This is a genomic window from Streptomyces sp. NPDC059851 (assembly GCF_042732005.1).
In the GTDB taxonomy this organism is placed as follows: domain Bacteria; phylum Actinomycetota; class Actinomycetes; order Streptomycetales; family Streptomycetaceae; genus Streptomyces.
Genome location: NZ_JBHWJJ010000024.1, coordinates 1 through 13,266, shown reverse-complemented (window position 1 = coordinate 13,266; position 13,266 = coordinate 1). Strand labels below are relative to the sequence as shown.

Here is a 13,266-nt window from a genome sequence, read left to right as displayed (position 1 = left end):
GACCATGCAGGTATCCGACGACATCGCCGACTTCGGCGAGACCGAGCTGGACGACCTCGGCGACTGCCTCTTCGGCAAGCCGTTCCTCGCTTTCGTCGAGGAGGAGCACCGCGGTCGCGCCCGTGCGCTGTACTTCCACGAGCGGGACTCCGACGGCAGGCTGATCGCCTTCGCACCGGCGTACGTCTACCACCGGCACGTCCCCCTCACCTTCCGGATCGGGGAGTTCACCGGCGACCCGGCCCTGGTGGAACGGGCGCCCGCGCACCTGATCGTCGGCGTGCCGGTCCGGCTGCGCTCCCGCATCCACGCCACGGGCCCCGAGGCGCTGCGCACCTTCGTCGGCGAGATCACGGAGTGGGCGGCGGCGAACGCATTCGACGCGGTCGTCCTGCCGTTCGCCCTGGGGTCGGACGGGGCGCTGGCGGAGGCACTGGAACGGGCCGGGTTCGCCCGGGCGTTCTACGAGGGCGACTTCTACCTGCCGGTGGCGGGTGCCGACATCGACGAGTTCCTCTCCTCGCTGCCGCGCGGCCCCCGCAAGCGCCTGCGCAACGACATGAACCACTTCCTGCGCAGCGGCATCGAACTCGTCCGCCCGGAGAACGCCGACGAACTCGCGGCCGTCATGGCCGACCAGCACCGTGCGCTGATGGACAAGTACCGCAGGCCGGAGGTCGAGTTCACGGAGGAGTCCTTCCGCCGCTTCGACCGGCTCGTCCCTTCCGCCACCTGGTGCGGGGCCCGCACGCAGGACGCGCTGGCGGGGTACTCCATGGGCTTCCACGGGCACGGCGTCCTCAACGTGCTGCGCTACGGCAACAGCGGCGCGAACCAGGACGACGCCCGCGTCTACGTCAACGTGGGCTACGTCGAGCCGGTGCGCATCGCCATCGAGCTCGGTCTGGAGCGGGTCCATTTCGGGAAATCGGCGCACCACGTCAAGGTCCTGCGCGGCTGCCTGCACGAAGAGGGCTTCGTCTACGCGAAGTTCCTGCAGCAGGACGCCCAGGACGACATCACCCGCACCTTCGCCCGCCTCGACGCGCAGAACCGGCACCGCTTCGCCGCACTGAGCAGGGGCGAGCAGCCGTAGTCCGCAACATCACTGTTTTCACCGGTTTTTACGGGGGTATCATGATATCGGACGTCACCATCGCCCGACCCGGCCCGACCCGGGTGGCCGTCATCGGCCTGGGGTACACCGGGCTGCCGCTCGCGCTGGGCCTGGCCAACGCCGGCCACCACGTGACCGGGTACGACATCGACGAGTCGAAGCTCGCCGCGCTGCGCAGCGGCCGCTCCTACCTGACCGACGTGCGCGACGAGGACCTGGCGGTCACCTCCGGCACGCTCCGGGTCACCGGCGACAGCAGCGCGCTGGAGCACGCCGAGGCGGTCGTCGTCTGCGTCCCCACACCCACGGCCACGGACGGGAAGCCGGACCTGCGGGCCTTCGACAGCGTCTTCGAGGTCCTGGCGGCGCACCTGCAGCCGGGGGCGCTGCTCGTCGTCCAGTCGACCGTCCCCCCGGGCACCACGGCCCGCGCCGCCGCCCTGCTCGGCGAGCGGCTGGGCCTGACACCCGGCGAGGGCTTCCTCGTGGCCAACGCGCCCGAGCGGATCAACCCCGCCAACGCGGAGGGGTGGAACCTCGAGAACACCCCGAAGATCGTGGGCGGGATCAACGCGGAGAGCGGAGAGCGGGCCCGGCAGCTGCTCGGCTCGGTGTGCCGGGTCGTCGTGCCGGTGGACAGCCTTGAGGTCGCCGAGACCGCCAAGGTCTTCGAGAACACCTTCCGGCTGGTCAACATCGCCCTCACGTACGAGCTGGAGGCGCTCTGCAACAGCATCGGCGTGTCGGTCCACGACGTGATCGACGCGGCCGCTACCAAGCCGTACGGATTCCTCGCCCATCGTCCCGGCCCGGGGATCGGCGGCGAGTGCATCCCCGTCGACCCCCGCTTCCTCCGGTCGGTCGCCGCCGAGTCGAACGTGTCGATGCCCCTCGTGGAGGAGGCGATCCGGCGCGCGGACCGGCGACCGCTGGAGGTCGTCGACCGGCTGGCGGAACTGCTGTCCGACGCGGACCAGGAACTGGCCACGGCCCGGGTGCTCGTCGTCGGCGCGGCCTACAAGCCCGGCGTGTCCGATGTCCGCAACTCGCCCTCCGTGGAGGTGATCGCGGAACTCCAACGGCGCGGCGCCAAGGTGTCCTACGTCGACCCGCACGTGGAGGTGCTCAGCGTGGACGGCGCGCAGGTGGCCCGGGCCGAGTGGAACCGCTCCGCCGTCCTGGAGCACGACTGCGTGGTGCTGATGACCCCGGAACGGCAGGTCGTCGACCGCCCCCTGTGGTACGCGGCCCCCCTGGTGCTCGACGCCTGGAACCTCGCCGCAGCGGGTGACGGGATCCACCACCTTTGACACCTCCCCTCTCTGGAGGGAGGGGATTCCTAGCCCACTTCGCCTGACACCTAGCAGGTGGCGGGACTTACAAGATCATCACTAGCCGGGTCGGGACCAGCCCGGACGAGCATCACGCGGGCGGAGTGGTGCGCGTGGACCTTGCGGGACATCGCCACGCACTCGTTCCACACCCGCCGGCACCGCGCCCGCCCCCCTCCGGGGCTGACCGCGCGGTGGACGACACACGCAGCCGGGACGTGGACCGGGCGCGCCCGGTCACCTGCTCGACCATCGGTGCCGTCGTCATGATTCGCACGCCAACAGCCGCCACTGACAACGAATGAGAGTGCAGGTCAGAGCAGATGTGCAGCGAACGCCGCCACTTCGCGGCTCCACCCCGCGGACCCATTGCTCCCCGGCCTGGAGGTCGGGGCTTCCCGGGGGAAGACCGGTGACCGTGCGCGCAGTAGTGCCGGCCGCGCCGCCGCGCGGGGCCGGGCGGCCCGGGCGGCCCGTACCGGTGATCGTGGGGTACGGGCACGCGGGGCGCGACCTGCACCACCGCAGCCTGACCGCGCTGGCCGGCTGCGGGACCGTACCGGAGGGCGAGGTGATCGTCGTCGACCGGGTCCGGCCGGCCGATCCGCTGCCGGGCACCCGGTGGGCGGGCTCGCTCCCGGACGCGCTGGCGGCCCTCGACGCGCCGGAGTCGGCCGTGGTCCACCTGGCCACGCCGGTCGCCGACCGCATCGCCACGGTCAGGGCCCTGGCCGCGGGGGGAGTCCGCCGGATCATCATGGAGAAGCCGTACGCCGAGGGCCCGGCCGCGGCACGGGAGCTGACGGCCCTGGTCCACGAAGCCCGCATCGAGCTGCTGACGGTCGCGGTGTGGCCGTCCAGCACGATCACCCGGCAGGTGGCGGCGCTGCTGGCCGGCGGGCGGATCGGCCGTCTGGTCTCGCTCCACCTGGAGCAGAGCAAGCCCCGGTTCCGGCGCAGCCTGGAGAACGGCGCGCATTCCAGCGCCTTCGAGATCGAACTGCCGCACCAGGTGCTGCTCGCGCTGCACCTGTGCGGGGCTGCCGACGGCGTCGAGGCCGCCTGGTCCTGGCCGCTGCGGACGGAGGCCGGCAGCGTACCGGCCCTCGGCGGGGCGGAGCTGCGGCTGCGCCACCGCAGCGGGGTGGTCAGCACCTTGGCCAGCGACCTCACCTCGCCGGTCCGGGTCCGGCGGCTGCGGCTGCGCGGGACCGACGGGGAGATCGTCGCCCACTACCCGATCAGCGGGGACGACCCGTTCGGGCAGGTCCAGGTCACCGGCGAACCCGGCCGGATCCTGCTGCCGGACGCCCCCCTGACCACGTTCGTCGAGGACTGCTACCGGTTCTTCGCCGGCACGGGCGGGCGTCCGGCGGGGTCGGACCCGCAGCTCCACCTGCGCGTGACCGAGCTGCTCGCGGCCGCCTCCGCCGCAGCCGTCCCCAGGGAGGCACCGTCCCTGCTGGGACAGACCGAGTTCCCTGCTCATGAGGAGTGAGAAGCCGTTCATGGCCAGCAATTCATCCGTGCCGTTCTTCAGCGGAGCCGTCTCCCTGCGCCGACAGTGGCCCGAGGTGTCCGCGCTCGTCCGGCAGGCCGCGGCCGCCGGCACCTTCGTGTCGGACCGGCTGGTGGTCGCGCTGGAGGAACAGGTCGCGCGGTACACCGGCGCCCGGAACGCCATCGCCTGCAACAACGCCACGGACGCACTCGCGCTGATGCTCCGGGCCGCCGGGATCGGACCCGGGGACGAGGTGATCGTCCCCGCGTACAGCTTCTTCGCGACGGCGTCCTGCGTCGTCCACGTGGGCGCCGAGCCGGTGTTCGTGGACGTCCACCCGCAGTCCTACGCCCTCGACCCGGAGGCCGTGCGCGCCGCCATCGGGCCCCGCACCAAGGCCGTCATGGCGGTGCACCTCTTCCACCGGACGGCGGACATCGCGGCGCTGCGCGCCCTCGCCGACGCGCACGGGCTCGCCCTGTTCGAGGACAGCGCGGAAGCCATCGGCATGCGGGTCGAGGGCCGGCACGCCGGTCTGTGGGGTCGGGCCGGGGTGCTCTCCTTCTTCCCCACCAAGACCCTGGGCGCGCTGGGCGACGCGGGGATGGTCCTCACCGACGACGACGAACTGGCCGAGCGGGTCACCGGTCTGCGGGCGGACACGGGGAGCCTCTGTGACGAGATCCAGGCCGCCGTGCTGCTGACCCGGCTCGCCACCCTGGACCGGGACATCCAGCGGCGGGCCGAGCTCGCGGCGCACTACACGCGGCGGCTCGCGCCGCTCGCGCCCTCGGTGACCACACCGGTCACGGCCCCGTCCGGGGAGGCGACGGAGCCCGTCTGGTACGTGTACCTCATCGAGTCCGACCGCCGCGACGACCTGGTCCGGTACCTGGCGGACCATCAGGTGGGCACCGAGGTCTACTACCCGCGGCCGCTGACCGACCAGCCGTGCTTCCGCGACCTGGGCGGCGCGCGGCACCCGGTTCCGGTGGCGGCGGCCGCCGCAGAACGGGCCGTCGGCCTGCCGCTCTTCCCGGACCTCACCGACGAACAGGTCGACCGCGTGTGCGACCTGATCCACGCTTTCCACGGGGGCACTCGATGACCGAGGACACCATGATGCGCATCGCGCTGCGCGGCGACCGCGCCCGCTATGCCGCGCTCACCGACGAGATCCTGGAGTCGGTCCTGGAAGCCGCCGAGGCGGACGAGTTCATCCTGAAGGCCCGGGCGGCCCGCTTCGAGACCGAGCTGGCCGGTGTGCTGGGCGCCGCTCACGCGGTGGGGTGTGCCTCCACGGCGGGCGCCCTGCTGCTCGTCCTGAGCGCGCTGGGCTGCGGACCCGGGGACGAGGTGCTCGTGCCCGCCTGGGCGCCCGACGCCCTGTCCGGTGCCGTGCTGCGGACGGGCGCCCGCCCGGTCTTCGTGGACGTGTCCCCCGAGGACGGGGCCCCCGCGGTGGAGGTCCTCGCCGCCGCGGTGGGGCCCGCCACCCGCGCGGTGCTCCTCGGTCCGGCGGGGTCCGGCGGGGCGCGGACCGCTCTGCACACGGCGGCGCTCGGGCTCGGGCTGCCGGTCGTCGGGACCGGCCGGCCCGAGCCCCACCGGCCGCCGGCCCCGGGCGTGACGACGGTGGTGCCGCTGGGCCCCGACGACCTCCTCGGCGGCATCGGTGATGCGGCGGCCATCGTCACCGGCGATGACGCCGTGGCCCGCGCCTGCCGGATGCTCCGCAACCACGGCCAGGACCTGGCGGTGCGGTTCCTGCACCACCGCGTCGGCTTCAACTGCCGCATGGACGAGGCGGTGGCGGCGTTCCTGTTGCGCCGGCTGCCGGAGCTGGAGGCCCGCAGCACGGCGGTGCGGGGGCTCGCCGACCGGTACACCGAGGCGCTGCGGGGCGCGGGGGCGGGCGTGCTCGTCCTGGGTCCCGAGCCGTGGCCCTCGCCGTACAACGGTCTGACGATCGTCACGGCGCTGCGCGATGCGGTGCGTGCGCGGCTCGCCGCCCACGGTGTGGAGGCGGCCGTGCCGCCGTTCCGCCCGCACGGCCCCGCCGGGGCCGGCCCGGAGGCGTCGGCCGTGTTCCCGGGTGCGCAGCGGCTCGCGGAGCAGGCCCTGTCGCTGCCGCTGTACCCGGGGCTGGCTCCGGCGGACGTCGACCTGATCGCCTCCGTGGTCGTGCAGTGCCACGCCGAGCACCGGGACGGTACCCGATGAACGCCCCGGCAGCGCCCGTCGGCATCGACCGTGTGTGCGGCATCGGGGACGAGGCGGCGCCCGCGCTGGCGGACCAGATCCGCATCCACCGCGCCCTCGGCTTCCGGGCGATCGAGCTGCGCACCCTGGACCGCCGCGGCGTGCACGAGCTGTCCCCGGACACGGTCCGGGCCGCGGCGGACGCCCTGGCCGCGGCGGGGCTGAGCGTGCCGGTGGTGGACACTCCCGTCGGGGGGTGGGCGGTCTCGGTGACCCATGACTTCGCGATGGAGGCCGACGTCCTGCGGCGTGCCGTCCACCGGGCGGAACTGCTGGGTTGTCGCCGGCTGCGCGTGATGTCGTACCCCAACGACGGGCTGCAGGAGTCCGCGTGGCGCACCGAGGTGTTCCGCCGCATGCGCCGGCTCACGGCCATGGCCGAGGACGCCGGGGTCGTGCTGTTGCACGAGAACTGCCACGGCTGGGCGAGCCGGGGCGCGCGGGAGTCGGTGGAGCTGGTGACCGGTATCGACAGCCCTTCGCTGCGGCTGCTGTTCGACGTCGGCAACGGCCTCGCCTACGGCTACGACGCGCTCGCGTTCCTGCGCGAGACCCTGCCCTGGGTCGAGCACGTCCACGTCAAGGACGGCGTCCGCCGGGCCGACGGGTCCGCGGAGTTCGGCATGCCGGGCGAGGGGGAAGCCGGCGTGGCGGCCTGCATGGACCTGCTGGAGGCCGCGGGCTACCGCGGCTGGTACAGCATCGAACCGCACGTGGCGCTCATCCCGCACCTGGGGATCACTGCCGAGGACCCCGCGCTGGAGGAGGCGTACACCGCCTACGCCCGCCGTTTCACCGCGCTGGCGGCGGCCCGGCCCGGGAAGGGGGCCGGCCGTGGCTGAGCACGTGACCGCGCTGCCGGACGGCGCCGCTCCCCCGGCGGTCGGCTTCGCCGCCGACGACCTGTCCTGGCTGGTCGGGCTGATGGACCGGGACACGGTGACCCCGCTGGAGGGGGGCGAGCCGGCCGCGTTCGCCGCGGCACAGCAGCAGTTCGTCGACGGCGCCGTGCGGCGCGGTTTCGCGCTGCGGGAGCTGAGCTCACCGCCCGCGTCCTTCCTGGACCGGCCGGACGTGCCCGCGCAGGTGACCGGTGCGCTGGGCGGGGACGCGGATGCGTTCCTACGGGCCCAGCCGTCGGCGGTCGTGGCGCTGGGCGGGGAGCAGCCCGCGGCACGGACCGTCGTCTTCAACTTCCACATGGACACGGTCGGTCCGCACCTGCCGCCCCGGCTGGACGGCGGTGTGCTGTACGGGCGCGGCGCGGTGGACGACAAGGGCCCCGGGGTCGCCGCGGTGCTCGGGGCGGCCGCGGCCTTCGCCGAGGACCCGTCCCTGGCCCGGGACGTCCAGGTGCTCGTCGCCTCCGTCCCCGGCGAGGAGGGCGGGGCGATGGGGGTGTACGGCACGCGGTGGCTGGTGGAGTCCGGGCGCGTCGGGCGGCTGATGGTGTTCGCCGAGCCGACCGGCGGCCGGGTGTTCGACGCGTGCAGTGCCGCGATGACCCCGCGCATCACCGTGACGGGCCTGGACTCGACCGACGACCACCCGTACGACGGGCACAACGCGACGCTCGCGCTGGGCACGGCGGCCTGTCACCTGGCGGAGGTGCTGGGCCCGCTGGCGGAGCGGCTCGGCGCCAAGGTCTGCCTGTCCGGTCTGCACACCGGCAACGCCCACAACCGGGTCTACGGCACGGGTGAGCTGCGCCTGAACATCGCCTACCACGACCTGGCGGCCGCGGACGAGCTGGCGGCCGCGGTCGAACGCGCCCTGCCGCGCATGGCCGACGGGCTGGCGCGGCGCTTCGGCGACAATCCGGTCGCCCGCCGCCTGGTCGAGGACTGGGAACGGGTGGTGCACCTGGACTGGCTCAAGCGGGGTCTGCCGCCGCTGTCCAACCGCGACGCGGAGATGGAGGGGCTCCTGGCCGGGGCGGGGCTCCACCGCCACGACGGGATCCGGGACGGCTCCGCGTTCACCTGCGACGCGATCTGGGCCGCGGGCCCGGACCGCTACGTGGTCGCGTGCGGCCCCGGCCGGCTGGACCTCAACGGCGCCCACACGGCGCAGGAGCACGTCGCGGTGCGGGACCTGGAGGCGTACGCGGGCAGCTGCCGCGACATCGTACGGCGCTTCGGCGCCTGGGTGAGGGGCCGGCGGACGTGAACCGCGGGCGCGCCGCGGCGCGCAGCGGACCCGAAAGCCGCGAACGACCCGTAGTGAAGAACCCGTCCGAAGAACCCGTCCGAAGAACCCGTCGTGAACAACTGGGGGAAGGAGCCCTGCACATGAGGTACGGCGTCATAGGTCTCGGGGCGATCGCCCCCTTCTTCCTGGAAGCCGTCGAGCGGTGCCCGGAGTCGACCCTGACGGCAGTCTGCGATCTGGATCCGGCCAGGACTCAGCCGCTCGCGGACGAGGGGACGCCCGCCTTCACGGACTACCGGGAGCTACTCGCGGCGGGCGTGTGCGACGCCGTGATCATCACGCTGCCCAACCACCTGCACGCCGAGGTGGCGATCGCCGCCCTGGAGGACGGCGTCGCGGTCTGCTGCGAGAAGCCCCTGGCGATCACCTCGGCCGACGCGCGGCGGATGGCGGAGACCGCCGACCGCACCGGTACCACCCTCTTCACCGCCTTCCACCGGCGCTACAACCGGCACCTGATCGGCCTGCGCGAGGCGCTTCCCGCGGACCGCTCGCAGATCACCCGGCTCACCGTCCGCTACAACGAGAACATCCTGGAGCACATCGGCGGCGACCGCTGGTACCTCGACGCCGAACGCTGCGGCGGCGGCTGCCTGATCGACAACGGGCCCAACGCCCTGGACATGGCCCACGCCCTCGTCGGCGGCCTCAGCGTCACCGGGGTCCGGCTGGGGGACGTCCGCTCCGGGATCGAGTACGTCGCGGAGCTGGACCTGGTGAGCGAGGACGGGGTGCCCGTCCGGGTCGAACTCGACTGGGCGCTGTCGACCGGCGAGGTGAAGGACGTGGTCGCCGAACTCGCCGACGGGACCGTGCTGCGCGCCGACATGCTGGAGGGCTTCACCGCCTTCAAGTCCTCGCTGCAGCACGAGTACGACGGGATCCTGGCCGACTTCCGCAGCCAGGTGGCGGCGGGGCGCGCGTCGTGCGGCACGGGGGTGGAGATCGTCGGCCTGGTGGAGGACGCGTACGCGGTCGGCCGCGCGGAGTCGGGCCGGCGGCGGTCCAAGCTGCCCACGCCCACCCGGATGGTCAGGCTGCTCTTCCACACCAGCGATGACCGGGGCATGACCCTGTCGCAGTGGGGTACCCGCTGCATTCCGGCGGGCGAGATCCACGAGCTGGTCACCACCACGGACCGGCCCCGCGCGGCGGGCGACCGGATCGACGCCGTCGGCTTCCTCGGCTTCGTGGAGTTCCAGGAGGGGACGGTCGTCGCCGTGGGCGACGAGGTACGGCTGGCCGACGGCCGGCTGATCGGAACCGTGGCGGGCTTCGACGAATGCCACTTCCCGAACCACTACAACATCGTGATCGAATCCGACCGCTTGTGGACGGCGACGAGCGCGGGGTTGGAGCCGCTCGACGAGGTCCGTTTCGCGGAGGGCGGGGCGGTGGCACGGCCGTGATGCCGTCCGTACCGCGCGGCCCGGCCGGCCTGATGATTCTCGCCAACCTGGTCAACGCCGTCGGCACCGGCCTCTACCAGACGGTGAGCGCCCTCTACCTGACCCGGTCCGTGGGCCTGAGCGCGGCCGAGCTCGGGCTCGGCATCAGCCTCGGCGCGGCTGCCGCCGTCGTCGCCGGCACGCCGCTGGGGCACCTCGCCGACCGTAGGGGGCCGCGCAACCTCCTGGTCGTCACGTTCCTCGTGCAGTGCGCGGGCTCGGTGTGCCTCACCCTGGTGGACTCCTTCCCCCTCTTCCTGGCCGTGTCCGTCCTGACGGGCGTGTCCCTGGCCGGCACCAGGGGCGCCCAGGGCGCGTTGATCGCGCAGCTCGTGCCCGCGGACGAGCGCGTACGCATCCGGGCCGTCATGCGGCAGACCGCCAACGTCGGCCTCGCCGTGGGTGCGATGGTCGCCGGGCTGGGGCTGGTCGCCGACAGCAGGCCCTGGTACGTCGGGATGATCCTCGGGGATGCGGCGACGTTCGCGCTGGCCGCGCTGACGACGATGCGCATTCCCGCGGTGGCCCCCGCGAGCCGGCCCCACACGGGGCCCCGGCTCGCGGCCCTGCGCGACCGCCCGTTCCTGACGTTCACGGTGCTGGACGGCCTGATGTCCATGCACTTCTACATGCTGGAGCTGGCGCTGCCGCTGTGGATCGCCGGGGCGACGAACGCGCCCCGCTGGGTGGTGTCCGTCCTGTTCTGCATCAACACCGTGTGCGTGCTGCTGCTCCAGGTGAAGGCGACGAAGGGGACCGAGACACCGGCGGGCGGGGCGCGCGCGGCCCGGCGGGCCGGGCTGGTCATCGGGCTGGCGTGCGTGCTGTTCGCCGCGGCGGGCGGCCGGTCGACCTGGCTCGCGGTGGCGCTGCTGGCGCTGGGTGCGCTGGCGCACGTGGCGGGCGAGCTGTGGCAGTCGGCGGCGGGCTGGAGCATCTCGTTCGGCCTGGCCCCGGCCCACGCCCACGGCGAGTACCAGGCAACCTACTCGACCGGCCTGTCCCTGTCGCGGATCTTCGCGCCGCCCCTGATCACGGTGCTGGTGGTCGGCTGGGGAGCCCCCGGCTGGCTGCTGCTCGGCGTGCTGTTCGCGGCGGTCGGCCTGCTGATCTCGCCCGTCGTCCGCTGGGCCCTGCGCACCCGCGGCGCGGACGCCGAGCCGGTGGCGGAGGCCCGGGCCTGAGGGTGTGCGTTGCGCCGGCGAAGGCCGGCGGGGGGTCGTTCCGTCGGATGGTGCGCGGCAGCCGACCGGCCGTTTTCGGCCGGATGGCGTGTGCGGAAAGTTGCAGGAGGGGACACAATCCCGGCATGCGAATCGTGATCTTGTGTGGTGGAGAGAGCCCGGAACGAGACGTCTCCCTGGCGTCGGGCGGCTCTGTCGCCCGGGCCCTGCTGGAGCGCGGCCACGAGGTGGTGCTGGTCGATCCGGCCGCTGAGGCGCCGGTCCTGGCCGGTCCCCTGCGCCCCGGTGACGTGGTGGACGGCTTCACCGTCGGCAAGGAGCCGCCGTCCGGTCTCGTCCGGCGGCAGCTCCAGCAGCGCATGGACGCCGCCCTGGCCGGAGGGCCGGTACGGGAGCTCATGGGCGAAGCGGACCTCGTCTTCCTGGCCCTGCACGGTGGCTGGGGCGAGGACGGGCGGGTCCAGGGACGCCTGCGGGAGGCGGGCATCCGCTTCACCGGCGCGAACGGCACCGCGTGTGCGGCGGCTTGGCACAAGGACCGGGCGCAGGCGGTGCTGGGGGCCGCGGGACTGCCCGTGACCGAGCGCGCGCTGTGGCAACCCGGTACGGACGAGGTGCCGCAGGACGTGCAGCGGCTGCTCGCCGCCGGGCCGGTGGTGGCCAAGCCCGTCGCGGACGGGTCGAGCGTTTCGGTGCACCGGGCCGACTCCCTCGCGGAGTTGGAGCGGATCGCCGCGGGCATGCGCGCCGGTCAGGGCGAGCTCCTGGTGGAACCGTTCCTGCCGGGCCGGGAGTTCACCGTCGGCGTGATCGGTGGGCAGGTGCTCCCCGTCGTCGAGATCGAACTGAGCACGCCGCTGTTCGACTACACGGCCAAGTACCAGCCGGGGGCGGTGAGCGAGGTGTGTCCGGCCCTGATCCCGGCGCAGTTCGCGTCCCGGCTCCAGGAGCTGGCCGTGCGCGCGCACGAGGCGCTCGGCTTCGACGCGCACACCTACTCGCGCACGGACTTCCGCTGCGACGCCGCGGGCGAGCCCATGTGCCTGGAGGTCAACGCACTTCCGGGGCTGACGGCCACCAGCCTGCTGCCGCTCGCGGCGTCCGGGGCCGGGTGGACGTACGCGGACCTCATCGAGCGCATCGTGGACCTCGCCATGCGCTGATCAGACCTTCCCGACCAGTCATTCGAACCAATGTGGGAATCATGGATGCACAACACAGTGCGATCGCGTTACCGCGTGTTTCGCCGCTCTCGAACGGAACGTTCCTCGCCTCGCTCGGCGTGGCGAGTTTCTCCTTCAGCTTCCCGGGAACGGTGTGGGCGCTCGACGGGTTCGGCCCCTGGAGCGCCACGGGAGTACGCGGGGTCATAGCCGCCGTCATCGCGGCGGCGGCCCTGCTGTGGACCCGGGCACCGGCCCCGGCGCGGGCGGACTGGCCGGCGCTGCTGGTCGTCGCCGGCGGGTGCGGCATCGGATTCCCGCTGCTCACGACGCTCGCGCTGCAGACGTCGTCCACGGCCCATTCCGCCGTCGTCATCGGCCTGCTGCCGATGGCGACGGCGACGATCGCCGCGGTCCGCACGCGGCGCTCCCCCTCGAAGGTGTTCTGGGCGGCGGCCGGGACCGGTGCGCTCGCCGTGATCGCCTTCACGCTGTCCCAGAACCAGGGGCGGCCGACGGTCGCGGACCTGTTCCTCTTCGCCGCCCTCCTCGTCTGCGCGGCCGGCTACGCCGAAGGCGGACGGCTGTCGGCGCACATGCCGGGATGGCGCGTCATCGCCTGGGGCGTCGTACTCGCCGCCCCCGTCAACGCGGTGGTGTCCGCGTGGGCGCTCCCGCACGAGCCCGTGCACCTCACGGCGAAGGCCGTGGTCGGCATGGCGTACATCGCCGGGGTGTCGCAGTTCGGCGCCTTCGTCGTCTGGTACCAGGGCATGGGCCGGATCGGGGTGCCCCGGGCGAGCCAGCTCCAGCTGGCCCAGCCGCTGCTGACGCTCGTCTGGGCCGTGCTCCTGCTCGGCGAACACCTCACGCCCGCGGCGCCGGCCACCGCCGTCGTCGTCCTGGCGTGCATCGTGGTCACGCAGCGCGCCAGAGCGTCCTGACCCGCCCGCCGGAACGGGCCGGGCCGCGGCGCGCCGGAGAAGGAGCCGCGGCCCGGCCCCTCCCGGCGGCGGCCGGTCGAGCCCCCCACCCCCCCAGCCCCGCTA

Annotated in this window: 11 protein-coding genes; all 11 read left to right on the top strand. The window is 73.6% G+C overall.

The window, feature by feature from the left end; all coding sequences use genetic code 11:
- The first annotated feature begins 4 nt into the window (after positions 1-4).
- The 11 genes from ACFV7Q_RS11360 (at position 5) to ACFV7Q_RS11310 (ending at position 13,161) form a co-directional block, all read left to right on the top strand.
- Complete coding sequence (locus ACFV7Q_RS11360) at positions 5-1,096, top strand: hypothetical protein (RefSeq protein ID WP_385426764.1); 1,092 nt, start codon at positions 5-7, stop codon at positions 1,094-1,096.
- A 41-nt stretch (positions 1,097-1,137) separates the two neighbouring features.
- Positions 1,138-2,427 carry a nucleotide sugar dehydrogenase gene (locus ACFV7Q_RS11355; protein ID WP_385426762.1) on the top strand — a complete coding sequence of 430 codons (1,290 nt, stop codon included), beginning with the start codon at positions 1,138-1,140 and terminating at the stop codon, positions 2,425-2,427.
- Between the two features lie 439 nt (positions 2,428-2,866).
- The gene (locus tag ACFV7Q_RS11350; RefSeq protein ID WP_385426759.1) at positions 2,867-3,946 is read left to right on the top strand and encodes a hypothetical protein; all 1,080 of its coding nucleotides are present in this window, start codon (positions 2,867-2,869) and stop codon (positions 3,944-3,946) included.
- A 10-nt stretch (positions 3,947-3,956) separates the two neighbouring features.
- On the top strand, positions 3,957-5,057 hold the full coding sequence (locus tag ACFV7Q_RS11345; RefSeq protein WP_385426757.1) for a DegT/DnrJ/EryC1/StrS family aminotransferase: 1,101 nt from the start codon (positions 3,957-3,959) through the stop codon (positions 5,055-5,057).
- Positions 5,054-6,172, top strand: coding sequence for a DegT/DnrJ/EryC1/StrS family aminotransferase (locus ACFV7Q_RS11340; protein ID WP_385426754.1), 1,119 nt, complete (start codon positions 5,054-5,056; stop codon positions 6,170-6,172). The genes ACFV7Q_RS11345 and ACFV7Q_RS11340 overlap by 4 nt, the downstream gene beginning before the upstream one ends.
- A complete protein-coding gene (locus ACFV7Q_RS11335; protein WP_385426751.1) occupies positions 6,169-7,053 on the top strand; it encodes a sugar phosphate isomerase/epimerase family protein in 885 nt (294 codons plus the stop codon). Before ACFV7Q_RS11340 ends, ACFV7Q_RS11335 begins: the two co-directional genes overlap by 4 nt.
- Complete coding sequence (locus ACFV7Q_RS11330) at positions 7,046-8,380, top strand: M20/M25/M40 family metallo-hydrolase (RefSeq protein ID WP_385426748.1); 1,335 nt, start codon at positions 7,046-7,048, stop codon at positions 8,378-8,380. Before ACFV7Q_RS11335 ends, ACFV7Q_RS11330 begins: the two co-directional genes overlap by 8 nt.
- Before the next feature lie 122 nt (positions 8,381-8,502).
- Positions 8,503-9,831: a Gfo/Idh/MocA family protein gene (locus tag ACFV7Q_RS11325; RefSeq protein ID WP_385426745.1), complete on the top strand. Its 1,329-nt coding sequence runs from the start codon at positions 8,503-8,505 to the stop codon at positions 9,829-9,831.
- Positions 9,831-11,054, top strand: coding sequence for an MFS transporter (locus ACFV7Q_RS11320; protein WP_385426743.1), 1,224 nt, complete (start codon positions 9,831-9,833; stop codon positions 11,052-11,054). Before ACFV7Q_RS11325 ends, ACFV7Q_RS11320 begins: the two co-directional genes overlap by 1 nt.
- Before the next feature lie 125 nt (positions 11,055-11,179).
- Positions 11,180-12,217, top strand: coding sequence for a D-alanine--D-alanine ligase (locus ACFV7Q_RS11315; protein ID WP_385426740.1), 1,038 nt, complete (start codon positions 11,180-11,182; stop codon positions 12,215-12,217).
- Positions 12,218-12,258: 41 nt separating this feature from the next.
- Positions 12,259-13,161 (top strand): DMT family transporter, encoded by a 903-nt coding sequence (locus ACFV7Q_RS11310; protein WP_385426737.1) that lies wholly within the window; start codon positions 12,259-12,261, stop codon positions 13,159-13,161.
- The last annotated feature ends 105 nt before the right edge of the window (positions 13,162-13,266 follow it).